This is a genomic window from Cypionkella sp., from assembly GCF_034376685.1.
Taxonomy (GTDB): domain Bacteria; phylum Pseudomonadota; class Alphaproteobacteria; order Rhodobacterales; family Rhodobacteraceae; genus Cypionkella.
The window spans coordinates 93,076-119,402 of record NZ_JAXMJJ010000094.1; the positions used below are offsets into that span (position 1 = coordinate 93,076).

Consider the following 26,327-nt stretch of genomic DNA (forward strand, 5'->3'; position numbering starts at 1 on the left):
GCGCGTTTGCGCGGCCCGGATCTTACCCAATCAGCGGCCCTGACCGCCCATACGTCTCGTCAAAATGCCGCCGCAGCCGCTGCAATGCGATCCGCAGCACGATCTTGCCCGAGCGCGCGGCCCAGCCCAGACGCTGCTCGGCGGTCTCGATGCCTTCCAGAAAACAGCAGACCCGCAGCGCCACATCGCCCAAACCCGGCCCCAGATCACGCAAGGCCGCCGCCACCCGGTCGCGCGCCGCCCGCGGCCCTTCGGCGATCCCGGCCTCGGCGCGGAGATTGCCGCGATCCGCCCCGGTCAGAAACCGCTCCCAATTCTGCGCGACGCGCGGCCCCATCTGCGCGAGTTCAAAATCCTCGCGCAGCCGTTCGGCGGCAGCAACCAGTTCGGGCTCAAGGAACAGTTTGCCATCCTTATCCCGCCTGCGCCCCAGCACCGAAACCGGGCTTTCGGCAAGGTTGTAGCGGATGCGGCGCGGGCCGGTGTCTTCGGCAAGGCTGCGGCTGTCCCAATCGCGATGCTGATCGCCAAACGCGGTCTGCGCCTCGGCAAAGCCGCCGGCGCGGGCCTCATCGCCCACCATCCGCTTCAGCGCAGCCCGCCCTGCCGCGCTGATCTCATAGGTTGCCACCCGCCCCGGCTTGCGGCACAAAATCCAGTCCTTCAGCGCAAAGGCCTGCGCAATCACCCGCTCGACCACCGCCGTGCGCGCGGTATGGCCATCGGGAAACTCGCGCATCACCACTGCCTTTTCCATATCCGGCGCAAAGGCCAACACTGCTCCCGGCTCGACCAGACGGCGCAGAATGCGTTTGCCCTCTGCCAGAATTGTTGCCTCATCAGCAACTATGGTTTGTGGGCGCAGGGGGGCTGACATGGCGGATTCATCCTTGTTGACAGGGGGAAAATGCGGCGCAGGGCCAAGGGTCAGGGCGGCCAGAGCCTCATCCAGCAGCGGATCATCACGCCGGGTCTCATAACGGCGCACCGCCCGCATCACCGTCGAGGCATGGCGGCCTTCACGCCGGGCAAGTGCGCGATAAGATTGACCATCTTCAGTATGATCCAGATAAAGCCGCACGGCGTCGGGCAACCAGCCCGGCAGGGTTTGCAACGAGGATAGAGTGCTGTTCATCTTGCTTTTCTGCGCCGCCGCGCCTTCCTGATCAAACCTTGCCGAAACGTTAACAAGCGTGGAAGGCATTGATTACCCAATCGTTAATTTCTGAGCTGTCTCCGATAATTGTTTATAAATCTTAAACAATCTCGGAAGCTCCCGCGCGCTGCAACTCGGCTTTGCGCAACGCTCAGTTGTGCCGTGCTATGCAGCCTCCACCACTCATGGAGGCTTCCGAGATGACCGATTTCCGCGCCCTGCTTGAAACCCTGAAGCGCCCCCGCATGTTGATCCGTGCCGCCCGTTGTGGCGTGCTGGATTACCGCCGCGACCGCGATCTGAAGCGCTTGGTTGACAGCACGCCCTCCCCCGAACGCGCCGTGACGCGGCTGTTGGCCGAGGAAGAACGGCTGGAGGATATCCGGCTGAGCGGTGAGGCCAGCTATTCGGTCGCGCGCCATATCGAGGTGCTGATCGCGCTGATCGCCGAAGTGCGTCTGCTGCCGCGCGCGTCAAAGGCGATCTGAACCGCCACCCAAACAGCAAAAGGCCCGCATCGCTGCGGGCCTGTCACCACTCTCGTTCACCTGATGTCGCAGGCCAGATTACATGAACGCATCCGGCATCGAGGCTTTCTTCTTCGCGACATACTCGTCGATACTTTCGCGCACGCCCTCGTCAATCGCAGGGGCCACATAGTCGCCAAGCATCTTCTTCACCCGTTCGGCGGCCAAGGTCTGCGTGTCGCGCGCGCCTTCTTCGGCCCAGGTCTCGAACGGTTTGTAATCCAGCAGATCCGAGCGCCAGAACGCGGTCTTGAAGTTGGCTTGGGTATGTTCGCAGCCCAGATAGTGACCGCCGGGACCAACTTCGCGGATCGCGTCCATCGCCTGCCCGTTGGTGTCCATCATCACGCCCTGTGCCAGATGATGTAGGGTGCCCAACTGATCGGCATCCATCACGAATTTCTCGAACGACGACACAAGGCCGCCTTCCAGCCAGCCGCAGGCGTGCAGCATGAAGTTGACGCCCGCCAGCAACGCCATGTTCAGCGAGTTCGCGGTTTCATAAGCCGCCTGCGCATCCGGCAGCTTCGAGCCACAGAACGACCCGCCTGAACGATAAGGCAGCCCCAGACGACGCACCAATTGCCCGGTGCCATAGGTGATATGCGCCGCTTCCGGGGTGCCGAAGGTCGGCGCACCCGAGTTCATGTCAATCGAGGTCACAAACGCCCCCGCGATCACCGGCGAACCGGGTCGCACGAGCTGGCTATAGGACACCCCTGCCAGAATCTCGGCCAACACCTGCGTCAGCGTGCCTGCCACCGTCACTGGGGCCATTGCACCACCGACGATGAACGGCGAGACGATGCTGGCTTGGTTGTTCGATGCGTAAACCTCCAACGCGCCCATCATGATGCCGTCAAAGGTCATCGGCGAGTTGATGTTGATCAGGCTGGTCATCACGGTGTTCTGGTCAACGAAATCCGCGCCATAGAGCAGCTTCGACATCTCGACCGAATCCGCCGCCCGCGACGGCTCGGTCACCGAGCCCATATAGGGCTTGTCCGACAGCACCATATGCGCGCGCAGCATATCAAGGTGGCGCTTGTTCACCGGAATATCGGTCGGCTCACACACCGTGCCGCCGGAATGGTGCAGCCATTTCGACATATAACCCAGCTTCACGAATTTCTGGAAATCGTCGAGCGTGGCATAGCGCCGCCCGCCTTCCATATCGCGCACGAAGGGCGGGCCATAAACCGGGGCCAGCACCAGATTGCGCCCCCCGATTTCGACATTGCGCTCGGGGTTACGGGCGTATTGGGTGAAGGTTTTGGGGGCAGTCGAGCACAGCTTCCGCGCCAGACCACGCGGAATATGCACCCGCTCGCCGCGCACATCCGCGCCCGCTTCGCGCCAGCGTTTCAGCGCCGCTTCGTTTTCGACAAAATTGACGCCGATCTCTTCCAACACGGTTTCCGCGTTGTATTCGATGATCTGCAAGGCCTCTTCGTTGAGGATCTCAAAGTTCGGAATGTTGCGCTGGATGAATTTCGCGGTCTCGAAACTCACTGCCGTGCGCTCGGCCCGCCGGGTTGCCCCACCGCCACCGCGTGCCCGCCGAACGCCCGTTTCGCTTGCCACATCGCTCATCGCAATCTCCATCCTCAGCCGCCATGCGGCACTGTTTTGCTATGCTTATGCCAAGAACACGCCAGCCCCCGCCCCCCGAATACGCCGTATACGCGCTAAAACCGACATGTTCCCATCCTGATAGCGACTTAAGCCTATCCTCTGTGCGCAAATATCCTCAAGGGGGTTCAAGGGGGGCTAAAAGGCCCCCTTTCCACCGCAGCCGCGCAAAAATCCCGCGCATCGATCTTGCGATTCCTCGCACATCCGGCTACGCGAGGCCATGACACAGCATGATCGCCTTCTCATCATCGACTTCGGCTCTCAGGTCACGCAACTGATTGCGCGCCGCCTGCGCGAGCTGAACGTTTATTGCGAAATCCATCCCTATAATAAGGTCGATGACGCGTTCCTCAAAAGCTTCGCGCCGAAAGCGGTGATCCTGTCGGGTGGCCCGGATTCGGTGACGCGCGCAGGCAGCCCCCGCGCGCCAGAGGCTTTGTGGTCATTCGGCGTGCCGGTTCTGGGCATCTGCTACGGCCAGCAGACCATGATGCAGCAGTTGGGCGGTCTGGTCGAACACGGCCACGGCACCGCTGAATTTGGTCGGGCGTTTGTGACCCCCACGGCGGACACCCTGTCCATTCTTGACGGCTGGTTTGCCGATGGCCGCGAACAGGTCTGGATGAGCCACGGCGACCATGTCTCCAAAATCGCCCCCGGTTTTCAGGTTTACGGCACTTCACCCAACGCCCCCTTCGCCGTCACCGCCGATCCTTCGCGGCATTTCTACGCGGTGCAGTTCCACCCCGAGGTGCATCACACCCCGAAAGGCGCGAAACTCTACGAGAATTTCGTGCGGCTGGCAGGCTTCAGCGGCGATTGGACGATGGACGCCTACCGCGAACAAGCCATCGCCGCAATCCGGGCGCAGGTTGGCGACAAGAAGGTGATCTGCGCGCTTTCGGGTGGCGTTGACAGCTCTGTCACCGCGATTCTGATCCATGAGGCGATTGGCGATCAACTGACCTGCGTGTTTGTTGACCACGGCCTGCTGCGTCTGGGTGAGGCCGAACAGGTCGTGGCGATGTTCCGCGACAACTACAATCTGAACCTGATCCACGCCGACGAATCCGAGCTGTTCTTGGGCAAACTCGAAGGCGTCTCCGACCCCGAAACCAAGCGCAAGATTATTGGCGGTTTGTTCATCGACGTGTTCCAGAAATACGCCAACGGCATCGAAGGCGCAGAATTCCTCGCCCAAGGCACGCTCTACCCGGATGTGATCGAGAGCGTATCTTTCTCCGGCGGCCCCTCGGTCACGATCAAATCGCACCACAATGTCGGCGGCTTGCCCGCCAAAATGGGCCTGAAACTGGTCGAACCGCTGCGCGAACTCTTCAAGGATGAGGTCCGCGCTTTGGGTCGTGAGTTGGGCCTGCCCGCCAGCTTCATCGGCCGCCACCCCTTCCCCGGCCCCGGTCTTGCGATCCGCTGCCCAGGTGAGATCACCACCGAAAAGCTGGATATCCTGCGCCAAGCCGATGCGGTCTATATCGACCAGATCCGCAAGCACGGGCTTTATGATGAGATCTGGCAAGCCTTCGCCGCCATCCTGCCGATGAAAACCGTCGGCGTGATGGGCGACGGCCGCACCTATGATTTCGCCGTGGCTTTGCGTGCGGTGACAAGTGTGGATGGCATGACCGCCGACACCTACCCGTTCACCCATGATTTCCTAGGTGAAACCATGACCCGCATCATCAACGAGGTCAAAGGCGTCAACCGGGTGTTCTACGACATCACCTCAAAGCCGCCCGGCACGATTGAACTCGAATGATCCGGCTGCGGGGCCATCTGGTTTGTGTGACCTCCGAGGAAGCCGCGGCGGTGCAACAGCATGTCGCGCTGCACACCCAGCTTTCGCGCGCTGAACCGGGCTGTTTGTCGTTTGAAGTGACGCCGACTGATGATCCGATGGTCTGGGAAGTGATGGAAACCTTCCGCACCCAGGACGATTTCAACGCCCATCAAGCCCGCACGCGGGCCTCGCGGTGGTTTGAGGCGACGCGAGGCATCCTGCGGGATTTCCGCGTGGAAGACTTAAGAGATTAGATGCAAAAGGGGCGCTAACTGCGCCCCTTGTCATATTATTTCTTAGCAAAGCTTAGACGAATTTTCCGTGGGCCGCGACTTTATCCAACGGGAATCGATTGCTCGGCACTTCGCGCGCCTGCAACACTTCGGGCAGGTTTTCGATATTGCCATGCTCGCCCACAGCCACAACCGCGTGCAGCACATAACCTTCGGGCAGCTTGAGGTTTTCGGCCAAAGTTTTCGGGTCAAACCCCGCCATCGCATGGGCGATCAACCCGGCATGATGGGCTTGCAGTGCAAGATAGCCCCATGCGGCACCGGCATCAAAAGCATGCGTCGGCACGGGTACGTCGGCGCCGTCTTTTTCAATCGTCGTGCGCGAGGCCACCACGATCAGCGCCGCCGCTTTTTCCGCCCAAGAGCGGTTGAATGGCACAAGGCTGTCGGCAATCTTGCCAAAAGCCGCATCGCCGCGCAGGCCATAGGCAAAGCGCCACGGCTGGTTGTTGCTGGCAGAAGGGGCCCAACGCGCGGCTTCCAGCACAGCCAGAACCTCCTCCTCGGTCAATGCCTTAGGCGTAAAGCCACGCGGTGAAAACCGGCTGGTGAACTGCGCATGGATCGGATGATCGGCTTCGCGGGGGTTATGGATGGTGGTATGAGCGGTCATGTGACGTCCAGTGACTGTGAGATTTGCCCTTCTAAGGTAGCGTCGCAAATCAGCGCAGCAAGGCCACTGAATGCAGAACATCATCGCAAAAATGCACAGAACGCCAGCTCTGGCAAAGCCCGCAGGTTGCGGCTACTCCTTGCGCCATGCGTGCGCTGTTCAAAAATGTCCTGTTTCGCTCCGGTGAATGCGTCTCCGTCTGGGGCGGGATAAGCTTGGTACAGATCACCCCTAACTCTGACGCCGAAACCTTGCCGCCCTCTGCGATGACCACAAAGGTCAGCCGATGAGCACGCGTGCACCAAACTCCCCGGCGATCCGCGCGGCGTTCTGGATGATCGGCTCGATCTTGGCCTTTTCTGCGATGGCGATTGCGGCCAAACAGATCGGCCCGCGCCATGACAGCTTTGAGATCATGACAGCGCGCTCTGCCGTGGGCTTTGTACTGGTGCTGGCGCTGGCCACAGCCACGGGCCGATTGCAGGAGATCACCGCCCGCAATCTGGGCGGCCATGCGCTGCGCAACATCATCCATTTCACCGGGCAGAACCTGTGGTTCTGGGCGCTGACGATGATCCCCCTCGCACAGCTGTTCGCCATCGAGTTCACCTCGCCCTTGTGGGTCGTGCTGTTGGCCGCCCTGATGCTAGGCGAGCGGCTGACCAAAGTCCGGCTGATTGCCGCCACCTTGGGCTTTGTCGGCGTGCTGATTGTGGCGCGCCCAGATATGGCGGATCTGAACCCCGGCGTGCTGGCCGCCGCTGGCGCGGCCTTGTGCTTTGCCACCACCAGTGTGGTGACGAAAAAGCTCACGACTGGGATCTCGATCCTGTGCATCCTGTTCTGGCTGACGTTGATGCAGTTCTTCTTCGGCCTTGCCGTAGCGCTTGCTGACGGCAGGTTCCGCCTGCCCACCGCCGCCACGCTGCCTTGGCTTTGCCTCATCGGCCTTGCAGGTGTCACCGCGCATTACTGCATTACGACGGCGCTCAAGCTTGCCCCGGCCTCTTACGTCATGCCGCTGGATTTCCTGCGCCTGCCGCTGATCGCCGTCGTCGGCGCGCTGATCTATGCCGAACCGCTTGATCCCTACGTCATTCTCGGCGCTGCGGTGATCTTCGTCGGGATATGGATTAACATCCGCGCTGAAATCAGACCCAAAGGCCACACAGAGCCTGTCACACCTGTGTGACGCGGCGTCATTGATTGACCGATGGGCAGGCTTCCGCTTAGCGTGACATATCACCGCATTGAACGCATTAACCCACGGGAAAGTTGGGACATGCCAAGATGCCGCATCGGTTACGGGGAGTAGACCATGAAGCACATAGTTACCGCGCTTGGCGCATTGGCAATGACCACCACGCTGGTACAGGCGGGGGGGATTGACCGGTCGGGCACCAGCTATTCGGCGCTGTTCGACAAAGGCAGGGTTGCGACGATTGGGTTTTCCAGTGTGACCCCCTCGGTGAGCGGTGTGTTCACTCATCCGCTTGCCGGCGCAATCCCAACCGGCAACATGTCCGAAAGCTACACGACGCTGTCTTTCAGCTATAAAGCTGACATCAATGATAAATTGTCTTATGCGATCTTTCTCAACCAGCCCTACGGCGCAGATGCCCATTACAAGGAAGGCATCTATACCGGGCTTGAGGCACACTGGAAAAGCACGCAACTGGCAGCCCTGCTGAAGTATAACTTCAACGACCGTGTTTCGGCCTATGGTGGCCTACGTCTGGTCAGATCTTCCGCAGAAATAAATATCCCGGTGCAAATGCTGTCGCCGCCCGCCACTCCGATTGTGATTGGGCCGTATACCGCAAAAACCGATACCGACACGCAAGTCGGCTATGTGGTTGGTGCAGCCTATCAAATTCCAGATATCGCCCTGCGTGTGGCGCTGACCTATGAATCCTCAATCAAGCATGAGTTTGCCACCTCAGAGCGGTTTGCGGGTCTGAACGGCGGGGCCACCATTGACGGCAAAACCGAAATCAGCATGCCGCAAAGCGTCACTTTGGATTTCCAGTCCGGTGTGGCGAAAGACACGCTGGTATTCGGCTCGGTGACATGGAGCGAGTGGTCGAAATGGCACGTCCGGCCCGACTACTATAACGGCGTGATCAATGATGAGATCACTGGCTTTTCCAACAATGTCATCACCTACGAATTGGGCGTCGGTCGCAAGATCAATGACAACTTGTCGGTGTTCGCACGGATTGGATTTGAAGAGTCTGATGGCGAGGAAGCTTCGCGTCTTTCCCCCACCGATGGCCGTCGCAGCTTTGGCGTCGGTGGTTCGTGGACCAAAGACAACGTCAAAGTCACCGGCGGCGTTGAATATGTGAAGCTCGGTGATGCAGTTGACGCATCTGGCACCAAGTTTTCCGGCAATGACGCGGTGGGTGTTGGGGTGAACGTCGCCTTCACCTTCTGATCTCGTGATTTTGCATAAACGGCCCCGCAATTCTGCGGGGCCGTTTGCATTTGCGAAGGTCTTTGCCAGCCTGTAACAAAGCGGCAGCCAAGCCAGCGGAGGGCGCGATGATTTACAGCTCAGGACAAGATTTTCGCGCCGCCGAGCAAAAGCGCGTGCTGCTGTTTGGCATGTCTGGCTTGGGCAAGACATATCTCGCGAACATGCTGCGCGATGCGGGCCAAGCGGGCGCTGGCGGCTGGTTTCACTACTCGGTCGATTACCGCATCGGCACCCGCTATATGAACGAATTCATCGCCGACAACTTCAAGCGCGAGGCGATGAAAGTGCCGCTGCTCCGCGAACTCTTGATGTCGGATTCGGTCTATATCGCCTCGAACATCACCTTCAACAACTTGGCCCCGCTGTCGACCTATCTCGGCAAGCCGGGTGATCCGGCACGCGGCGGCATCGCGTTCGAAGAATATCAGCGCCGTCAGGCCGAACATGCGCAAGCCGAGATTTCGGCGATGCTGGACGTGCCGCGTTTTGTTGAACGTGCTGAAAATATCTATGGCTATCAGAACTTTATCTGCGACACCTCAGGCTCGATCTGCGAGGTGGTGAATGCCGATGACCCCGCCGATCCGGTGATGCGGGCGCTGGCCGACAACCAGCTTCTGGTCTGGATCAAAGGCTCGGACGCCCATAAAGCCGAACTCGCCCGCCGCTTTGATCGCGCGCCCAAGCCAATGTATTACCGCCCGGATTTCCTGAAAACCCTCTGGGCCGAGTACTGCGCAGCCGAGGGCCAATCCGCGACCGAAGTGGACCCCGACGCCTTCCTGCGTTTCGGCTATGCCCGCCTGCTCGATCACCGCCAACCGCGCTATGCCGCGATGGCGCGTTGGGGCATCACCGTCACCGCCGAAGAGGTCGCGCAGGTCAAAAACCCCGCCAATTTTGATGACATGATTGCGACCGCGATTGATCGCACCAAGACCACCGCTTAACTGACCACATAGGATACACCCATGCCGATCACCCTGCCCGCCACCCTGCCCGCCTTCGACGTTCTGCGGAACGAAGGCGTCATGGTGATGTCGCCCGAGCGGGCGCAGGCGCAGGAAATCCGCCCCCTGCGCATCGGGTTGTTGAACCTGATGCCGAAGAAAATCCAGACCGAGAACCAGTTCGCCCGTCTGATCGGTGCGACGCCGTTGCAGATCGACTTCCAGCTGATCCGCATGTCGGAACATCAGGCGAAAAACACTGCCGCTGACCATATGGAAACCTTCTATCGCCCGTTCCAAGAGGTGAAATCCGAGAAATTCGACGGGCTGGTGATCACCGGTGCCCCCATCGAACATCTCCCGTTCGAGGAAGTCACCTATTGGGATGAACTTTGCGAGGTGATGGATTGGACCCAGACCAACGTGTTCTCGACCTTCGGCGTCTGCTGGGGTGGCATGGCGATGATCAACCATTTCCACGGCGTCAAAAAGCACATGCTGGACCATAAGGCCTTCGGCTGCTTCCGCCATCAGAACCTTGCCCCGACCTCGCCGTTCCTGCGTGGCTTTTCGGATGATTTCGTCATCCCGGTCAGCCGCTGGACCGAAATGAAACAGCCCGAGATTGACGCCGCCCCCGGCCTGCGCACCCTGTTGGGCAGCGATCAGGTCGGCCCCTGTCTGGTCGAAGACCCCGGCCATCGCGCGCTTTATATCTTCAACCATTTTGAATATGACAGCGACACGCTGAAGCAGGAGTATGATCGCGATATCGCCAATGGCACCCCGATCAACGTGCCGGACAACTACTACCCGAACGATAATCCCGCCCTACCTCCGCTGAACCGCTGGCGCAGCCACGCGCATTTGCTTTACGGCAACTGGATCAACGAGATTTATCAGGGCACCCCGTATGACATGGCAGAGATTGGCCGCTAAGATCCTGATATCAGCAGCACTTCTGGGTGGCTTGTCGGCGGCGACGCTGTATCGCGCGCAATCGCGTGAGGCTGCGATTGCCGCCGAATTTCCGCCCGAAGGCCAGTTTCTGACGGTGAACGGCGCGCAGGTGCATGTCTACATCAGCGGTGCTGGCCCCGATCTGATCCTGATCCACGGCGCTTCAGGCAACGCCCGTGACATGACGGTGGCGCTTGCGTCAGATCTGGAGAAATCCTACCGCGTCATAGCCTTTGACCGTCCGGGTTTGGGCTGGTCAGACCCGATCCCCGACCAATCCTTGCGCGGCCAAGCCCTGCATCTGGCCGCTGCCGCAGCACAGCTTGGCGTTGAGAATCCGCTGCTTGTCGGCCAAAGTTATGGCGGCTCGGTCAGTCTGGCATGGGCGCTGCATGCTCCGCTGAAACCCCGCGCGCTGGTGCTAATCTCGGCCCCCTCGCTGCCGTGGCCCGGCCCGCTCGACATGTTTTACCGGCTGACCAACAGCGGCATCGGTGCGGCTCTGGTGCCGCCGCTGGCTGCGGCCTTTGTGCCAGACAGCTTGGTCGACACCACCGTCACCGCCGTCTTCGCGCCCGATCCGGTGCCCCCCGGCTATGCCCGCGCCATCGCCGCCAAACTGACGATGCGGCGTGCGACCCTGCGCGCCAATTTCGCGCAAGTGAACGGATTGCGCCCGGAAATCGTCGCGCAAGAACCGCTCTATCCGCAACTTACCCTGCCGATCGAGCTGATCCACGGCACCGCCGACACCATCGTGCCGCTGAACATCCACTCCAAACCCCTGTCAGAACGCCTGCCCAACGCGCATCTGACGGTGATGGAAGGCGCAGGCCACATGCCGCATTACAGCCACCGCGCCGAGACGCTCGCCGCCATTGAACGCGCCGCCGAACGCTCTGGATTGCGCGCACCGCTGCAATCGCCATAGTGGGCAAAAGCCAACCGGAGGATATCATGGACCTGCCCTTTGACGGCGCCATCAGCCGTTTTCTCAATGAAACTGCTCCCAAAGAGCTGCGCAAGACCATTGAAAAAGCCAGCAAGGATGAGATCCTCTGGAAAGATTATCCCTACCGGCAGGAAATGAAGAAAAAAGACTATGAGGTGCAGATGGATGCGCTTCAGGTGCAGCTGGTGCGGATGGCGGCGGATGTGAAGGCCACCGGAAAACGCATGGTTGTGGTGTTTGAAGGCCGCGATGCTGCGGGCAAAGGCGGCGCAATTTCTGCCGCGCATATGAACCTCAATCCCCGCGTGGCTGGCATCGTGGCGTTGCCGAAACCCAGTGATCGCGAAGCCGCGCAATGGTATTTCCAGCGCTATGTCGATTGGCTGCCCGCCGCGGGCGAGATCGCCTTCTTTGATCGCTCCTGGTACAATCGCGGCATTGTCGAGCATGTCTTCGGCTTTTGTACCCCCGAGCAACGCGCGAAATTCTTCCGGCAACTGCCGGAATTTGAACGGATGCTGGTGGATGAGGGCATCATCCTGATCAAGCTCTGGCTTGAGGTCGGACAGGCCGAACAGTTGCAACGCTTTCTGGATCGTGAGCAAGACCCGCTCAAACAGTGGAAGCTCAGCCCTATCGACATTGATGGCTTGGCGAAATGGCAGGAATATTGCGTGGCGATTGATGAAACCTTCGCGCAAAGCCATTTCAAATACGCGCCTTGGACGGTGATCCTGTCGGATGACAAGCTGCGCACCCGGATTTGTGCGATCCAGAACATCCTGCTGGCGGTGGATTACAAAGGCAAAGATCTGGATGTGATCGGCAAGATTGATGGCAAAATCTGCGGCGGGCCAAAGATAAGGCCGAAAGGGTGAAACGCGGTTACCATCACGGCAATCTGCGGCAGGCCTTGGTCGAAGCGGCGCTAGAGCTGATCGCTGATCAAGGCCCGACCGGGTTTACCCTGTCGGAGGCCGCGAAAGCCGCCGATGTCACGCCTGCTGCCGTCTACCGGCATTTCGCTGGCCGCGATGATCTGATCGCCGAGGTCGCCCGCCAAGGCTATGATATTTTCGCCGCCTTGATGGAGTTTGCCTATAACAACGGCCAGCCCACCGCGCTGGCGGCGTTTGAGGCCACCGGCCGTGCCTACCTTGCCTTTGCGCGCAAATATCCCGGTCATTACAAGGCGATGTTCGAATCCGGTCTCAGCCTGCAAGCCCATCCGGATCTGGCCATCGTCTCGCAAAAAGCCCGCGCCGTGCTGGAACAAGCGGCGGAAAAACTGTCACAGCATCTGCCCGCGCACAAACGCCCGCCGTCGTCGATGTTCTCGGCGCATATCTGGGCGATGAGCCACGGTGTGGTTGAACTTTACATGCGCGGCGCACCGGGGGCAAAAAGCCCGTTCCCGCCAGAAGATCTGCTAGAGGCTGGCATCGGCATCTATCTGCGTGGGCTGGGGCTGCTGCCGCCAGACAAATAAAAGGGCCCCCGAAAGGCCCTTTCCTTAGCGGAACAGCACCAGCGCCCCCGGCGACCAAGCCACCCGCGTCTGGGTGCCAATATCCAGCACCGGCCGCCCGAACACGTTGCGCATCGACAGCCGCATCGGCTCGGTGGTGCCCTCCAGCTTGATGTCGTAATAGGTCATGTCGCCATAATAAACGACCTCAACCACTTCCGCGTGGCTTTCACGGTCCGTCGCGGTCTGACCGTCAAACAGGATCGTCAGGGTTTCCGGCCGGAAACCAATCGAGGCGCTGGAGCTTCCGGGTGCCACCGACACCTGCTCTGCATCCAAGGTCAGCCGGCCAAAACCCTTGGCCTCAACCTCAACCTTGCCATCGACTTCCGACAGGATATCCGCAGGCAAAAAGTTCATCGTGCCAATGAAATCCGCCACCTTGCGCGAATTCGGACGTCTGTACAACGTCTCGGGGTCGGCCAGCTGCGCGATTTCACCCTCAAACATCACAGCAATCCGGTCCGACATTACCAAAGCTTCTTCCTGATCATGCGTGACCAGAATGAAGGTGATGCCGACCTGGCGTTGCAGCTTGATCAACTCCATCTGCATCTGTTCGCGCATCTTCTTGTCCAGCGCGGACAAAGGCTCGTCCAGCAGCAACACTTTCGGCTTCAGGATCAAAGCCCGCGCCAAGGCCACCCGCTGCCGCTGCCCGCCCGAAAGCGCATGCGCCGCGCGCGCACCATAGCCTTTCAGCCCCACCATCTCCAAAGCCTCGGCCACCGCCGCGTCTTTCTCGGCGGTGCTGCGCGGATCTTTGCGCAGCCCAAAGCCCACGTTCTGCGCCACAGTCAGATGCGGAAAGATCGCGTAGGATTGGAACACCATATTGGTCGGCCGCACATTGGCCGGCACATCCGCCATGTCCTTGCCGTCAATCATCACCACGCCCGAGGAAATCCCCTCAAACCCGGCAATGGTGCGCAACAGGGTGGTTTTCCCACAGCCCGACGGCCCCAGCAGCGAGAAAAACTCCCCCGCCTTGATCGTCGCGGTGATACCGCGCAAGGCGTGGTAGTCGCCATAATACTTATGGACGTCTTTGAACTCGATCATGGTCTGACCGGATTTTGCAGTGGTTTCAGACGTCACAGGAAGCCTCCAGTATCCTTACCACCGGTTTTGGCGATGCCACGGCGGCGGAAATATTCTGCGGTTGCAAGCAAGGCGATGGACAGACAGACCAGAATCGTCCCCAAAGCCAGAATGACCGGCACGTTCTGCGGAAAGCGGAACTGGCCAAAGATATAGACCGGCAGCGTGGTTTCGTTGCCCGCCAAGAAGAACGCCATGATGAATTCATCAAGGCTGATGGTGAAGGTGATCAACAGGCTAGAGATGATCCCCGGCAGCACCAGTGGCAGGATCACCAGCCGGAACGCCGAGACCGGGGTTTCGCCCAAATCATAGGCGGCTTCCTCCAGCGAATGATCCAAAGACTGGAACGCCGCCGACAGGATCGCAATCGAGAACGGTGTGCAGACCAGCACATGTCCCAAAATCACCGTGAACAGGCTCATCGGCATGCCGATACCGCGCAAAACCGCCAGCAGCGCCACCGCCAGAATGATCTCTGGCAGCACCAAGGGCAGCATGATCATCCCCATCAGCGGCGCCTTGTAGGGGAACCTGTAGCGGGTCGATGCCCGCGAGGCGAAAACCCCCAAACAGGTCGCCAGCACCGCCGTAGAACTTGCAATGATCAGCGAATTTTTCAGCGCCTTGTGCAGTTCAGGCTCTTCCCACAGCTTGGCGAACCACTTGCTGGTAAAGCCGTTCAGCGGGAAGGCCACCGTGGTGGCATTGTTGAACGCAAAGATCGGCAGCAGCACGATCGGCGCATAGAGAAACACCAGATAAACCAGCGTATAGCCGCGAAACCAACCGCCCTTCATCATTTATTCCCCTTCAAGAATCGTCGGTTCAGGAACAGGAACAGCAAGGATACCGCCACCACGATCGCCATAGATGAGATCGCCAAGGCCGAGCCCAGCGGATAATTGTCCAGTTTCTTGTAGGTCAGCTCGATCAGGTTGGCGACCATCCGCCCCTCTGGCCCACCGACCAGCAGCGGCGTCACATAGTCGCCAATCGTCGGAATGAACACGATCAGCACCGAAGAAATCACCCCCGGCATCGCCAAGGGCAGGGTCACCCGGATAAAGGTCATGAACGGCGTCTCGCCCAGATCGCGCCCGGCTTCAAGGAACGAGCGGTCAATCTTCTCCAGCGCCACGAAAATCGGCAGGATCGCGAACGGTGCATAGGCATGAGCCAGCGTGATCACCACCGAATTGACGTTATACAACAACCACGTCAGCGGCTCATCAATGATGCCCAACCCCATCAGCCCGGTGTTGACCACGCCGCCGGTGCCAAGGATCACTTTCCACAGGAACACCCGGATCAGATAAGAGGTCCAGAACGGAATGGTGATCAGAAACAGCCAGAGCGACTTTTTCGAGGGTGCTACGTGAAAGCTGACAAAATACGCCACCGGAAACGCCAGCAGCACCGTCACCGCCGTCACAATCAGCGAAACCATCAAAGACCGCAACATCAGCGCACGCGACAGCGGGTCAGACCAGGCCCCGCGATAGGTCTGCGCCTCGGTCATCACCCCGTTGACGTCCTTATAGGAATGACATTCGCCGACATAGTTACACAGTTGAAACTGCGGGATAATCTTCAGGTATCCATCGGTCATGAAGCTGTAGGCAAAGATCATCGCCAGTGGCGCTGCCAACAGCAGAATCACATAGATTGCGGTGGGGCTGATCATCAACAGCCCGTTGGCGCCTTCAGATCCTCTGAAGCGCACCTTTGGTTTGGATTGCATCCCGTTCCCCCTGTTGCGCCTTTACTGGCACTTTTGGCGTATTTTGATCAAATTAAGCCGAAGCTATGTTGCCGCGCAAGCTTTATGTGATCGCAAATCTAGGCTGATCATCGCCGCCAAGTGCCGTTTGCGCAAGGAAAACGCGGGGGATTCAGACGCGTTCGATGTGAATTGCCCGCTTTTTCAGCTCTTGATACAGACAGGCCAGCACCTTTGGCGCGCCCACCGCCGCCTGCAACGCATCCGAGATCACCTGATCGCCCGCGCCGTCCGACACCCGCCAGACCAGCCGCTGCTTGAGGCCATCATCATAGACAATCTCGGTGGACCCTGCACGCGACTTGCGCAGCCCCAGAAAATCCGCCCCGCCTCCGGGCGCGTGAAACGTGGTTTGAAGTCCCATTTGCGGGCCTTTCTTTTATGTGTCTGGCAAACCTGCTCGTGGGCGAATCTTGCGCGCCTGCCCGCTTTCGGTCAATTCCCGCCGACAGGATTGTATCGCAGCGAGTCCAGAAAGCCACACAATCAAACCGCCATATCATTGGGGGGACGTGGCAGCAGATATCCCATCGCCGCCAGCCCAGAGTCGAGCTGCTGGCGCGGAATGCCTCCCGCAATCGCCAGCCGCACCGCATTCGGCGCGCGGCCGTTGCTCATCGCATATTGATCTGCCGCGCGCAGCAAAACCCCTTGTTCTTCGGCCATGCGCGCAAAGGTATAGGCCCGCCAGCCCTGCGGCAGCCGCAGCCAGGCAAAGGGAATGCCCTTTTGCCAAGACAGGTCAAACGCCCCAAGCCGGTTGATAACCATCTGCAAACGATCCGAAAACTCCGCCTCGACCTTGCCGCGAATGTCATCGGCAGCCCCCGAGTTGAACAGCTCCAGCGCAAAGGCAGACAGCGGTTTTGACAAGGCAAAAAACGCGTGCTGTGCTGCCAGCCGCCCGGTTGGCCCCATCCCCGTCGGGCAGATCACATAGCCAAACCGCAGCGCCGCCGAGACCGATTTCGACAGGCTTCCCGCATACCAAACCCGTTCCGGCGCCAAGGCCCGCAGCGCAGGCTCGGACGCGCCGGAATAGAAATAGCACTCATCCTCGATGATTTGCAGATCGTAGCGCCGCGCAATGGATACAATCTGCGCCATTCGCTCAGCACTCATTCGCGCCGTGGTCGGGTTTTGTGCGCTTGGCGTCAGACACAATACCTGCGCGCCATAGCGTTTGCAGGCGGCCTCCAGCGCATCCGGGCGCAAACCCTCGTCGTCCAACTCGATGCCGATCACCTCGGCCCGCGCCGCACGCGCCGCATAGCGAAACCCCGGATAGGCCAGATCCTCGATCAAAACCACCGGACGATCCCCGCGCAAACAGCAATCCAGGATCAGCCCGATGCCGCTTTGCCCGCCATGCGTCAGCATCACATCATCTTCACTGATCGGCCCCAGCACCCGACCACACAACCAGTCCACCACCGCCTCGCGCAGCGGGGTCTCGCCGCTTTGATGTGTATAATCAAGCCATTCCGTGCCTACAGTCAGCGAAACCTTGCGCAGGATATCACCAAAAATCTGCACCTGTCCGACATCCGGCAGCTGTGGCGAGCGCAAATCCACCCGCCCCTCTTCCACCCCCGGATCGCGATCCAGAAACAAAGGTTGCGTCGGTCCCAGCCGAGGTTTGCGCGCCGCCACAAACGTGCCGCGCCCCACCGTCGCCTCCAGCAAGCCTTCCTGCGTCGCGATCTGATAAGCCCGGCTGACCGTTCCCGGCGTCACCGACAAGCGGTAAGCCAGATCGCGCACCGTCGGCAATTGTGTGCCTTGTGGCAAAGTTGCGGTGCGGATTGCATCCCGCAACGCCCGCGCGAGCGACAAATACTTCGGCCCCTCGTCACCGGCAAGATCCGGCACCCAGATTGTGTGCATAACAATGTTCCTCTGGCGATTCGCTGCGGAAGTATTGTATCAATCATAGCAGAAAACTGCATCTTGTATCAATACAATCGGATGAAGCAAATGTCGTATAACCAAGCCCTCGCTCTGAACGCCCACCCTTTGCCGCCGCTGTCGCGCGTGCTGGTGTCGCTGGCGCTGACTGTTGCGGCATGGGAGTTGCGCCATCGCACCCGAAAGCAGCTTGCCCTGATGCCGAAACATATGCTGCGCGATATTGGCCTGTCGGAAAGCCATGCCGAGATCGAGGTTGAAAAGCCGTTCTGGCGCGCCTGACCCTATTCTCCCTGTTCCCCAACCTCGGGCCGGTTCTTCCGGCCCGTTTTTTTTATCGCCAAAGCCCTGCCGCAAAGCAAAAGGCCCGTGGTTTCCCACGGGCCCCTGCCATTCGCCAAAGACGAACCTTAACGCTTCGAGAACTGGAACGACTTACGGGCTTTCGCCTTGCCGTATTTCTTACGCTCAACCACACGGCTGTCGCGGGTCAGGAAGCCAGCGGCTTTCAAAGCCCCACGCAAAGCGGGTTCATACAGCTGCAAGGCTTTCGAAACGCCATGCTTCACAGCGCCAGCTTGGCCGGAAAGACCGCCACCAGCAACCGTTGCCATCACATCGAACTGGCCTTCTACGCCCGCCACGGTGAACGGCTGACGCAGGATCATTTGCAGCACCGGACGCGCGAAATAAACCGCCATCTCTTTGCCGTTGACCACAACTTTGCCCGAGCCCGGTTTGATCCAGACGCGTGCAACCGCGTTTTTACGTTTGCCGGTCGCATAAGCACGGCCCAGCTTGTCACGCACAGCGACGCGCACGATGGCAGCGGGCGCTGCCGGAGCAGCCGCGCCAACAGCCGATTTCAGATCGTCGAGAGATTTGATTTCGGACATGGTTACGCGCTCCGAGTGTTTTTCGGGTTCAGGGCCGCGAGGTCCAGAACGGTGGGCTGTTGCGCCTCATGCGGATGCTCAGCCGACGCGTAAACGCGCAGGTTGGTCATCTGAACGCGGCCCAGACGGTTGCGGGTGATCATACGCTCAACAGCTTTGATCACGACGCGCTCGGGGTGAGCACCTTCCAAGACTTGCTTGGCGGTGCGCTGCTTGATGCCGCCCGGGTGGCCGGTGTGCCAATAGTAGATCTTGTCGTTGCGCTTGTTACCGGTCATCTGGATTTTGTCCGCGTTGATGACGATAACGTTATCACCCATGTCCATGTGGGGGGTGAAGGTCGGCTTGTTTTTGCCGCGCAGGATAGAAGCCACGATCGTTGCAAGACGGCCCAGAACGATGCCTTCGGCGTCGATCAGGATCCATTTCTTGTCAATGTCCGCGGGCGTAGCGGAGAAGGTTTTCATCTTGAACCCATAAGAGAGAGGGCGAGAGTCACCTCTCGCATTTCGGATGGCGGCTTATCGCTGAACCAGCGCGCAGCGTCAAGCGCCTTGAAAGATATAATATCGTTTACAATCAACATCTTAAAATAAGCGGTATTATGTTACCCCATTTCAGCTTCATGCAACTTAGTTAAAATTTGCTTTCAGACTGGCTTCAATACTCCACAGGGGTCTGGGGGTGTGAAACCCCCAGTTCAACCTCACCGCAAAATCGGCGGCTTGCCATCCATCCCCGGTGCCGCCCGCTCCACCGCAGCCTCTACGACCATTTCCGGCACTTCAAACACCACCGCCACCCGCGCCAACGCGACGACCGCCGCATCCGCCGAGGCCAGGAAGGTCACATCCAACTCCCCCGCCTCCAGCCCGGAAAACACCAGCGCCTCGCCCAGAGCCCGCGCCAAGGCGTCCTCTGCCCCCGGCCGTGCATCAATCACCGCCAGCATATGCCCAAGCCGCCCGTCGCTATAGCGCACCCCCGCCAACAAAGCCGCCCGCGCCAAACCCGCAGCGCCGCCAAGAGTAAACGTCAGAGCATCGCTCAACGCCTCTGGCAGACCCTTTGGCGCGAAAAACTGCGCGGGCGTGGCCTCGACCTCCACCGGAGCCGCCTCCAGCATTTCACACAGCCAGCGCAACGCCTCGGGCGGCAACAGCACCTCGGATGCCGCCCCGGTGCCGAAGTTCAGCCCCAAAGACAGCCCCTGCCCCAGCATCTGCTGCGCAATCAACCGCCCCGGCAAGGCTGCATAGGGCAAACCCGACCCAGACGGCCCGTCACCCATCACCGCCAGACGCTCTTCTGAATCGTAAGCCAGCAACACCGGCCCATCCGGCAGATCAAACACCCGCGGATCAACCCGCTCGCCTTCCGCCTCACGGTCCAGCAGCAAAAACAGCGTCGCATCGGCCAGCAGGCGGTAAAACCGCAATCCCGCCGCCGCATCGCCGGTCTGCATCGCGGCATAGGCCTGATCGAGTTGTTGCATCACATCCTCCGTTTTCCCAACGCTCAAGCGGTTCTGGTCTTGCCTGCCATCGTAGCGGAAAACCCCTGCGCATGCAGCACGCGACTGTGGTGTCCGATCCGGTGTAAACCGCCCCCGCTCTAGCCCCCCGTGCGCCTTATCACAACGGCGATGCAACACCCTTCGACTTCCGCCAAATCCTCGTTGTGACAGGCCCGCCCCCCAGATATTGAGGAAGTAACGCCTCTCTGCCCCGGAAGCCCCTATGTATCGTGTATCGCCCTTTGTGCGTCATTTTGCCCTTAGCCTGTGCCTTGGCATCCTTGCAGCCACGCTTTGGCTTAATCTGGATGCCGCCAGCTACTATGATTTCATCGAATGGCGGATTGCCGATCTGCGTGCGCCTGCGTTTTTGCCGGACTGGCTGACGCAATGGGGAAGCCAAAGCCCTGCGCTAACGCCCGCTTCGCTCACCTCTGATGGCCTGATGGCGCTGTTCATGTTTTTCATCGGCAAAGAGCTGTGGGAGGCCGTGGTACTAGAGCGCGGCGCGCTTTCCGGTCCGCAATCGCTGGTGCCGCTTGGCGGCGTGATCGGGGCGGCTTTCGGCGCGGCTGTGGTCTGGATCCTTGTCGGCACCGTGATTGAATCCGCTGATGAAGCCAGCGTCGCCATTGGCTGGCAAGTCCCGCTCGGCTCGGATGTGGTGCTGTGCTATGTGATCGGGCGACGGGTGTTCGGCTCGGGGCATCCGGCGCTGCATGTGCTGTTGCTGGTCAGCATCGCCTGCGATTTTCTGGGGCTGCTGGTGTTGGGGCTGTCCTACCCCAGCGGCGGATTGTTCCGTCTGGGCTGGCTTGCGCTGCCGTTGATCGCAAGCTTTGGCGTCTGGGCGCTCTATGGCCGCCGTCCCGATCCTGAGGCCTCCGAAACCGCGCGGCGCCGTGGCCTGTTGCTCTGGCCCTATATTCTGGCAGGCGCGCTTTGCTATATCGGCATTGCTGCCGCGGGCCTGCCACCGGCCCTTGGCCTGTTGCCGATCATCCCCGCCATTCCCCATGCGGACCGCTCTTTCGGCTTCTTCGCCGAGGCCGAGACTTTCCTGCACGATCCGCTGAACCGCCTCGCGCAGTTGCTGGTGCGCCCGCTGGCCGTCGTGCTGTTCCTGTTCGGTCTGACCCGTGGCGGCATCGACCTTGCCGCCTTTGCCCCCACCACACTGACCACGCTGGCGGCGTTCTGGATCGGCAAGCCGCTGGGCTTCCTGATCGGCTGCATGCTTGCCGCCCGCATCACCCGCCGCACGCTGCCGCAAGGCATCGCCCTGCGCGAGTTACTGCTGATCGCCATGCTGCTGGGGATCGGTTTCACCGTGCCGGTGCTGGCGCTTGACACCGCGTTGCCCGGTGGCGGCATGGCCGAAGCCGCCCGCCTTGGTCTTGCCATCACCCTGTTGGCCGGCGCCGCAGCCCTGATGCTGGCCCGCATGACACCGCGCGCGTGATTTAATCCTACCGCATCTTGCGGCATTATCCACGAATGCGACATAATGGCGCCTCAAAGCCGGACTAGACGGAGATTAGGCTCTTGTGGGCAAGCAAGAACCAAGCGTTAACATTTGTCCGGTAGGGCTGGGCGACTGGCCATAATGATGTGCAAGGCAGGAGGCAGACCCGCAAGGGGCAGCCATGATCGCGTTTGAAAATGTCAGCAAGTCCTTTTGGACAGGTAAGTCGCGCAAGGTGATCCTTGACCGCGCCTCGTTCACCGTTGAACTTGGCAATTCGCTGGGCATCCTCGCCCGCAACGGTACCGGCAAGACCACGATCATCAACATGATGGCGGGGCTGGAAAAGCCCGATGAGGGCAAAATCATGCGCACCTCGCGGATCTCTTTCCCGCTGGGCTTCATGGGGGGCATTCTCTCCAAGCACACCGCCACCGAAAACGCCCGCTACATCGCGCGGCTATACGGGCTGGACCCGGACTACATCGAAAGCTTCTGTCGCTGGCTGGCCAATATCGACGAATATTTCGACATGCCGGTTGGCACGTTTTCGTCCGGCATGCGCTCGCGGTTTTCCTTCGCACTGATGCTGGCGCTGGAATTTGACATCTACCTGATCGACGAAGGCATGCCATCCTCCACCGATGTCGAGTTCAACCGCAAGGCGGGCCAAGTGCTGCGCCAGCGCTTGAAAAACGCCACCGTGGTGGTGGTGTCGCACCAGCCCTCGACGCTGGAGAAATTCTGCCGCTCGGCTGCGGTGTTGCGCAATGGCCAGTTGTATATGTTTGAAACTTTGGAAGAGGCGAAGCGGCTGTATGATTACCAAACTTAAAGTTCAGCGGTTCCGCACCCGTCGCCCCGAGCCGGTCGCTCCCCCCGCGCCCTTGCCGATCACCAGTGCCGCCGTCAGTGCCTCCGCCAAAGCCGCCCCGGTTCCGCCGCAAGCGTCATCCCAAACGCCACCAGCCCAAACGCCGCCCTCCGGTCAACCCAGGGTGGGCGACCGCGCCTTCTTCCCCACCGAGGAAGAAGACGGTTTTTCGGGCATGACCTTCCCCACCGCCCAGACCGCCGCTGACGCGCCGACAACGATTGACGCGATCCGCCAGGAAGGACTGACCGGGCGGCAACTCCGCATGGCCCGACGCCTTGCTCAAAAGCATGGCCTGCCCGCCACCTCGGATTTCGACGCGGTGCGGCTGCTGCGCAATGCCGGCATCGACCCGTTTCAAGCCAATTCCGTGCTGGAACTGGTGTCTGCCAGCGATGGCCCACCGGTGCCACCCTCAGGCTCACGCGCGCTGACGATCACGCCCGGTGGCGATGGCATCAAGCTGCCGCAGACGATGAAACCGATTCAACTGCCCTCGACCGAAGAACAGATGGAGCGGGCGCATTTCGCCGAAGTCGGCAAGATCCAACGCGATATCGTCGCGCGCCGTCGCAAGAAATCCTTGCTGCTGGCCGCGCGTTTGTTCGTGTTTGTCGGCCTGCCCACCATTCTGGCCGCGATCTATTATTATACCATCGCGACGCCGATGTATTCGTCGCACAGCGAATTTGTCATCCAGCAAAACGATGCTGGCATCAGCTCGATGCTGAAAGGCTCGACGATGGCGACCTCGCAGGATTCGATTGCCGCCCAAGGCTATCTGCAAAGTCAGGACGCGATGGAGCGGTTGGATCGCGACATCGGCTTCCGCAATCAGTTCTCGGCCCCCGACATTGACCCGCTGCAACGGCTTGACGCAAATGCCACCCAATCGGCAACCTACAAGGCCTACAAGAAACATGTGAAGATTTCCTACGATCCGACCGAAGGGTTGATCAAGATGGAAGTGATCACCCCTGATCCGCAGCTATCGGTAAAATACTCCAGAGCCTTGATCGGTTACGCCGAAGAGCGCGCCGATCAGTTGACGGCGCAAGTGCGCGACGATCAGATGCAGGGCTCGCGTGAAAGCTATGACGAGGCCGAGGCCAAGCTCAAGGACGCCAATGAGCGCGTCGTCGCCTTGCAAGAAAAAAACAAAATCCTGTCATCTGAAGTCGAAGTCAGCTTGATCACCGCGCAGATTGGTCAGCTTGAAACCCAGCTGACCACCGAAAAGCTGTCACTGGCGCAGATGGAGGCGAACGAAAACCCCAATCAGGCAAGGATGGAACCGGTGAAGCGCCGCATTGCGACGCTGGAAGATCAGATTGCACAGTTGCGCGCCAAGCTGACCGAGAATGACGTCAATGGCCAATCGCTTGCGCGTGTGCAGTCTGAACTGCTCGTGGCGCAAGCCGACGTGGCGATGCGTCAACTGTTGCTGTCGCAATCGGTGCAGGCGATGGAACTGGCGCGGAATGAGGCCAGTCGTCAGACCCGCTACCTGTCAGTCTCGGTCAACCCGGTGGCGGCAGACGAAGCCGCCTACCCCCGCGCCTTCGAGTCCACTTTGGTGGTGATGCTGATCCTGATCGGGATTTACCTGATGATCTCGATGACCATCGCAATCCTTTATGAACAGGTCACCTCTGGATGAAGATGAACGGAATGAAACAGGTGCGCATCGGCGGCTTGACGGTGGGCAACGACCAGCCCTTGCTGGTGATTGCAGGGCCGTGTCAGCTGGAAAGTCTGGATCATGCCCAGATGATTGCCGGTGTGATGGCCGAGGCTTGCGCGGCTGCTGGCGCGCAATATGTCTTCAAAGCCAGCTACGACAAAGCCAACCGCACCTCGCCGTCCGGTCGCCGCGGTATGGGCATGGCCGCAGGTCTGAAGGTGCTGGAAGCCGTGCGCGCCACGGGTATACCGGTGCTGACAGATATTCACGACGCCGCGCAAGCGCGCGAGGCGGCGCATATGGTCGATGTGATCCAGATCCCAGCGTTCCTGTGTCGCCAAACCGATCTTCTGCTGGCGGCAGGCGAAACCGGGGCGGTGGTGAATATCAAAAAGGGTCAGTTCCTGGCACCCTGGGATATGGCCAATGTCGCCGAAAAGGTCGCCTCCACCGGCAATGAGCGGATTTTGCTGACCGAACGTGGCGCCAGCTTCGGCTACAACGCTTTGGTCACCGACATGCGCAGCCTGCCGATCATGGCCCGCACCGGCTATCCGGTGATCATGGATGCCACGCATTCGGTGCAGCAACCCGGCGGCCTTGGTGGCTCCAGCGGCGGCCAGCGCGAATTTGCGCCGGTGATGGCCCGCGCGGCAGTCTCTTTGGGCATCGCCGGGGTGTTTATTGAGACGCATGAGGCCCCCGATACTGCGCCCTCGGATGGTCCCAATATGATCCCGCTGGATAAGATGGCGGAACTGGTGGCCAGCCTGATGGCGTTTGACCGCTTGGCCAAGGCCGATCCGCTACACGTTTGATGGTGTTTGATGCCGGCATCGGAGCGGGGGCCAGCCCCCTAGCCAGTTTTTTTCTTGCAGAAAATACAGGCCTACCCCCGGGATATTTGAGCACAGAGGATGACAATTTTAGACAAATTTTAGTGAAAAGTGTTAAAAGTGTCTTAACGTGGCATAGCCATCCATTTGATATATAATAACAAAAAAAGGTCCCGAGTTGGGACCAGCCTCAGGCCACCTGCCCCGCAGCCCATCCCGACGACCAAGCCCATTGAAAATTATACCCGCCAAGCCAGCCGGTCACATCCACCACCTCGCCGATAAAAAACAACCCCGGCACCCCGCGCGCCATCATGGTGCGGCCATCCAGCCCCTCAGTATCGACGCCCCCCAACGTCACCTCAGCCGTCCGATACCCCTCGGACCCCACCGGCCGCAGCCGCCAGTCCCGCAGCATCGTCACGACCCGTTCCAGATCAGCCCGCCCCAGTTCCGCCAGCGGGGCAGTGATGCCCAAACTGGCCTCAATATGCCGCGCCAGTTTCTCCGGCACGATCCTAGCCAACACCGTCCGCAGCGCCTGCTTGCCCTGCTCACGCTTCGCCTGCCCCAACTCCGCCGCCACATCCCGCCCCGGTGCCAAATCCAAGCTCACTTCGCCCCCCTCGCGCCAATAACTCGAAGCCTGCAACACCGCAGGCCCCGAGAGGCCCCGATGGGTGAACAGCATCGCTTCATCAAACCCGGTCTTGCCTACCGAAACCCGCCCCTGCACCGCCACCCCCGCCAGCGGCACCATCCAGTCCAACTCCTGCGCCGCGAACGTCAGCGGCACCAACCCCGGCCGCGTCTCGACCAGCCGCAACCCAAAACTCTCGGCCACCTGATAGCCAAACCCAGACGCGCCCATCTTCGGGATCGACTTGCCCCCGGTCGCCACAATCACCGAAGCGGCCCGCACCACCCCCCGCGCGGTCTCCACCTCAAACCCGCTCGAGGCCTGCCGCACCGCCGTCACCCCGCAGCCCAGCCACAAAGCCACCCCGGCCCGCGCCATATCGCCCAGCAGCAGATCCACCACCTGCCGCGCCGAGCCGTCACAGAACAACTGCCCGAGTGTCTTCTCGTGCCAGGCGATCCCGGCCGCATCCATCCGAGCGATAAAATCCCACTGGGTAAACCGCTTCAACGCCGATAAAGCAAAGCGCGGATTCTGTGAGATAAACCGATCCGGCGCGATCCCGAGATTGGTGAAGTTGCACCGCCCCCCGCCCGAGATCCTGATCTTCTCCCCAGCCGCCGATGCGTGGTCGATCACCAACACCCGCCGCCCACGCCGCCCGGCCTCGATGGCGGCAAACATACCCGCCGCCCCAGCCCCTAAAACGATGACATCAACCTGTTCCATAGCT

The 26,327-nt window shown here is 60.2% G+C and carries 27 protein-coding genes; 15 read left to right on the forward strand and 12 right to left on the reverse strand.

What is annotated here, in order from left to right; translation table 11 throughout:
- Positions 1 to 22: 22 nt before the first annotated feature.
- The gene (locus U1A24_RS18165) at positions 23 to 1,135 is read right to left on the reverse strand and encodes a DUF6456 domain-containing protein (RefSeq protein ID WP_322323392.1); all 1,113 of its coding nucleotides are present in this window, start codon (positions 1,133 to 1,135) and stop codon (positions 23 to 25) included.
- Positions 1,136 to 1,356: 221 nt separating this feature from the next.
- On the opposite strand from U1A24_RS18165, the gene U1A24_RS18170 reads away from it, so the two are divergent.
- A complete protein-coding gene (locus tag U1A24_RS18170) occupies positions 1,357 to 1,644 on the forward strand; it encodes a DUF6477 family protein (protein ID WP_322323393.1) in 288 nt (95 codons plus the stop codon).
- Positions 1,645 to 1,722: 78 nt separating this feature from the next.
- Here the strand turns inward: U1A24_RS18170 and U1A24_RS18175 are convergent, their stop codons facing one another.
- Positions 1,723 to 3,276 (reverse strand): trimethylamine methyltransferase family protein, encoded by a 1,554-nt coding sequence (locus U1A24_RS18175; protein ID WP_322323394.1) that lies wholly within the window; start codon positions 3,274 to 3,276, stop codon positions 1,723 to 1,725.
- 262 nt (positions 3,277 to 3,538) lie between these two features.
- On the opposite strand from U1A24_RS18175, the gene guaA reads away from it, so the two are divergent.
- Both guaA and U1A24_RS18185 read left to right on the forward strand, forming a co-directional pair.
- Positions 3,539 to 5,095, forward strand: a complete 1,557-nt coding sequence (gene guaA, locus U1A24_RS18180; protein ID WP_322323395.1) for a glutamine-hydrolyzing GMP synthase — start codon at positions 3,539 to 3,541, stop codon at positions 5,093 to 5,095.
- The gene (locus tag U1A24_RS18185; protein WP_322323396.1) at positions 5,092 to 5,370 is read left to right on the forward strand and encodes a putative quinol monooxygenase; all 279 of its coding nucleotides are present in this window, start codon (positions 5,092 to 5,094) and stop codon (positions 5,368 to 5,370) included. Before guaA ends, U1A24_RS18185 begins: the two co-directional genes overlap by 4 nt.
- Positions 5,371 to 5,422: 52 nt before the next feature.
- Here the strand turns inward: U1A24_RS18185 and U1A24_RS18190 are convergent, their stop codons facing one another.
- Positions 5,423 to 6,022 carry a nitroreductase family protein gene (locus tag U1A24_RS18190; RefSeq protein WP_322323397.1) on the reverse strand — a complete coding sequence of 200 codons (600 nt, stop codon included), beginning with the start codon at positions 6,020 to 6,022 and terminating at the stop codon, positions 5,423 to 5,425.
- 286 nt (positions 6,023 to 6,308) lie between these two features.
- Here U1A24_RS18190 and U1A24_RS18195 point away from each other — a divergent pair, with 286 nt between their 5' ends.
- The 7 genes from U1A24_RS18195 (at position 6,309) to U1A24_RS18225 (ending at position 12,852) form a co-directional block, all read left to right on the forward strand.
- The gene (locus U1A24_RS18195) at positions 6,309 to 7,214 is read left to right on the forward strand and encodes a DMT family transporter (protein ID WP_322323398.1); all 906 of its coding nucleotides are present in this window, start codon (positions 6,309 to 6,311) and stop codon (positions 7,212 to 7,214) included.
- A 126-nt stretch (positions 7,215 to 7,340) separates the two neighbouring features.
- Positions 7,341 to 8,459, forward strand: a complete 1,119-nt coding sequence (locus U1A24_RS18200; RefSeq protein ID WP_322323399.1) for an OmpP1/FadL family transporter — start codon at positions 7,341 to 7,343, stop codon at positions 8,457 to 8,459.
- Between the two features lie 107 nt (positions 8,460 to 8,566).
- Positions 8,567 to 9,451: an ATPase gene (locus tag U1A24_RS18205; protein ID WP_322323400.1), complete on the forward strand. Its 885-nt coding sequence runs from the start codon at positions 8,567 to 8,569 to the stop codon at positions 9,449 to 9,451.
- A 21-nt stretch (positions 9,452 to 9,472) separates the two neighbouring features.
- Positions 9,473 to 10,390, forward strand: a complete 918-nt coding sequence (gene metA / locus U1A24_RS18210; protein ID WP_322323401.1) for a homoserine O-acetyltransferase MetA — start codon at positions 9,473 to 9,475, stop codon at positions 10,388 to 10,390.
- Positions 10,380 to 11,342, forward strand: coding sequence for an alpha/beta hydrolase (locus U1A24_RS18215; RefSeq protein WP_322323402.1), 963 nt, complete (start codon positions 10,380 to 10,382; stop codon positions 11,340 to 11,342). The genes metA and U1A24_RS18215 overlap by 11 nt, the downstream gene beginning before the upstream one ends.
- Before the next feature lie 26 nt (positions 11,343 to 11,368).
- Positions 11,369 to 12,241 carry a polyphosphate kinase 2 gene (gene ppk2 / locus U1A24_RS18220; protein WP_322323403.1) on the forward strand — a complete coding sequence of 291 codons (873 nt, stop codon included), beginning with the start codon at positions 11,369 to 11,371 and terminating at the stop codon, positions 12,239 to 12,241.
- Positions 12,238 to 12,852: a TetR/AcrR family transcriptional regulator gene (locus U1A24_RS18225; protein ID WP_322323404.1), complete on the forward strand. Its 615-nt coding sequence runs from the start codon at positions 12,238 to 12,240 to the stop codon at positions 12,850 to 12,852. Before ppk2 ends, U1A24_RS18225 begins: the two co-directional genes overlap by 4 nt.
- Before the next feature lie 24 nt (positions 12,853 to 12,876).
- Here the strand turns inward: U1A24_RS18225 and U1A24_RS18230 are convergent, their stop codons facing one another.
- The 5 genes from U1A24_RS18230 to U1A24_RS18250 all read right to left on the reverse strand — a co-directional run bounded on the left by U1A24_RS18230 (position 12,877) and on the right by U1A24_RS18250 (position 17,662).
- Positions 12,877 to 13,953: an ABC transporter ATP-binding protein gene (locus U1A24_RS18230; protein ID WP_322323453.1), complete on the reverse strand. Its 1,077-nt coding sequence runs from the start codon at positions 13,951 to 13,953 to the stop codon at positions 12,877 to 12,879.
- A gap of 32 nt (positions 13,954 to 13,985) precedes the next feature.
- Positions 13,986 to 14,792 (reverse strand): ABC transporter permease, encoded by an 807-nt coding sequence (locus U1A24_RS18235; RefSeq protein ID WP_322323405.1) that lies wholly within the window; start codon positions 14,790 to 14,792, stop codon positions 13,986 to 13,988.
- A complete protein-coding gene (locus tag U1A24_RS18240) occupies positions 14,792 to 15,679 on the reverse strand; it encodes an ABC transporter permease (protein WP_416173505.1) in 888 nt (295 codons plus the stop codon). Before U1A24_RS18240 ends, U1A24_RS18235 begins: the two co-directional genes overlap by 1 nt.
- Before the next feature lie 208 nt (positions 15,680 to 15,887).
- Positions 15,888 to 16,139 carry a hypothetical protein gene (locus U1A24_RS18245; RefSeq protein ID WP_322323407.1) on the reverse strand — a complete coding sequence of 84 codons (252 nt, stop codon included), beginning with the start codon at positions 16,137 to 16,139 and terminating at the stop codon, positions 15,888 to 15,890.
- 122 nt (positions 16,140 to 16,261) lie between these two features.
- Positions 16,262 to 17,662: a PLP-dependent aminotransferase family protein gene (locus tag U1A24_RS18250; RefSeq protein WP_322323408.1), complete on the reverse strand. Its 1,401-nt coding sequence runs from the start codon at positions 17,660 to 17,662 to the stop codon at positions 16,262 to 16,264.
- A gap of 81 nt (positions 17,663 to 17,743) precedes the next feature.
- Between U1A24_RS18250 and U1A24_RS18255 the strand changes: the two genes are divergently transcribed.
- Complete coding sequence (locus tag U1A24_RS18255; RefSeq protein WP_322323409.1) at positions 17,744 to 17,965, forward strand: DUF1127 domain-containing protein; 222 nt, start codon at positions 17,744 to 17,746, stop codon at positions 17,963 to 17,965.
- 128 nt (positions 17,966 to 18,093) lie between these two features.
- On the opposite strand, the gene rpsI is transcribed toward U1A24_RS18255, so the two are convergent.
- The 3 genes from rpsI to U1A24_RS18270 form a co-directional block, all read right to left on the reverse strand.
- Positions 18,094 to 18,579: a 30S ribosomal protein S9 gene (gene rpsI, locus U1A24_RS18260; protein ID WP_322323410.1), complete on the reverse strand. Its 486-nt coding sequence runs from the start codon at positions 18,577 to 18,579 to the stop codon at positions 18,094 to 18,096.
- Positions 18,580 to 18,581: 2 nt separating this feature from the next.
- Positions 18,582 to 19,046: a 50S ribosomal protein L13 gene (gene rplM, locus U1A24_RS18265; protein WP_054006148.1), complete on the reverse strand. Its 465-nt coding sequence runs from the start codon at positions 19,044 to 19,046 to the stop codon at positions 18,582 to 18,584.
- Between the two features lie 239 nt (positions 19,047 to 19,285).
- Positions 19,286 to 20,074 (reverse strand): SseB family protein, encoded by a 789-nt coding sequence (locus U1A24_RS18270; protein ID WP_322323411.1) that lies wholly within the window; start codon positions 20,072 to 20,074, stop codon positions 19,286 to 19,288.
- A 244-nt stretch (positions 20,075 to 20,318) separates the two neighbouring features.
- On the opposite strand from U1A24_RS18270, the gene U1A24_RS18275 reads away from it, so the two are divergent.
- From U1A24_RS18275 to kdsA, 4 genes are all read left to right on the forward strand, one after another.
- Entirely contained in the window at positions 20,319 to 21,557 is a 1,239-nt protein-coding gene (locus U1A24_RS18275; RefSeq protein ID WP_322323412.1) for a Na+/H+ antiporter NhaA, read from the forward strand.
- Positions 21,558 to 21,741: 184 nt separating this feature from the next.
- Positions 21,742 to 22,395 (forward strand): ABC transporter ATP-binding protein, encoded by a 654-nt coding sequence (locus U1A24_RS18280; protein ID WP_322323413.1) that lies wholly within the window; start codon positions 21,742 to 21,744, stop codon positions 22,393 to 22,395.
- Positions 22,379 to 24,094 (forward strand): capsule biosynthesis protein, encoded by a 1,716-nt coding sequence (locus U1A24_RS18285; protein ID WP_322323414.1) that lies wholly within the window; start codon positions 22,379 to 22,381, stop codon positions 24,092 to 24,094. Before U1A24_RS18280 ends, U1A24_RS18285 begins: the two co-directional genes overlap by 17 nt.
- Positions 24,095 to 24,105: 11 nt before the next feature.
- Positions 24,106 to 24,936, forward strand: coding sequence for a 3-deoxy-8-phosphooctulonate synthase (gene kdsA / locus U1A24_RS18290; protein ID WP_322323415.1), 831 nt, complete (start codon positions 24,106 to 24,108; stop codon positions 24,934 to 24,936).
- A 208-nt stretch (positions 24,937 to 25,144) separates the two neighbouring features.
- On the opposite strand, the gene U1A24_RS18295 is transcribed toward kdsA, so the two are convergent.
- Complete coding sequence (locus U1A24_RS18295) at positions 25,145 to 26,323, reverse strand: NAD(P)/FAD-dependent oxidoreductase (RefSeq protein WP_322323416.1); 1,179 nt, start codon at positions 26,321 to 26,323, stop codon at positions 25,145 to 25,147.
- Positions 26,324 to 26,327: the final 4 nt, after the last annotated feature.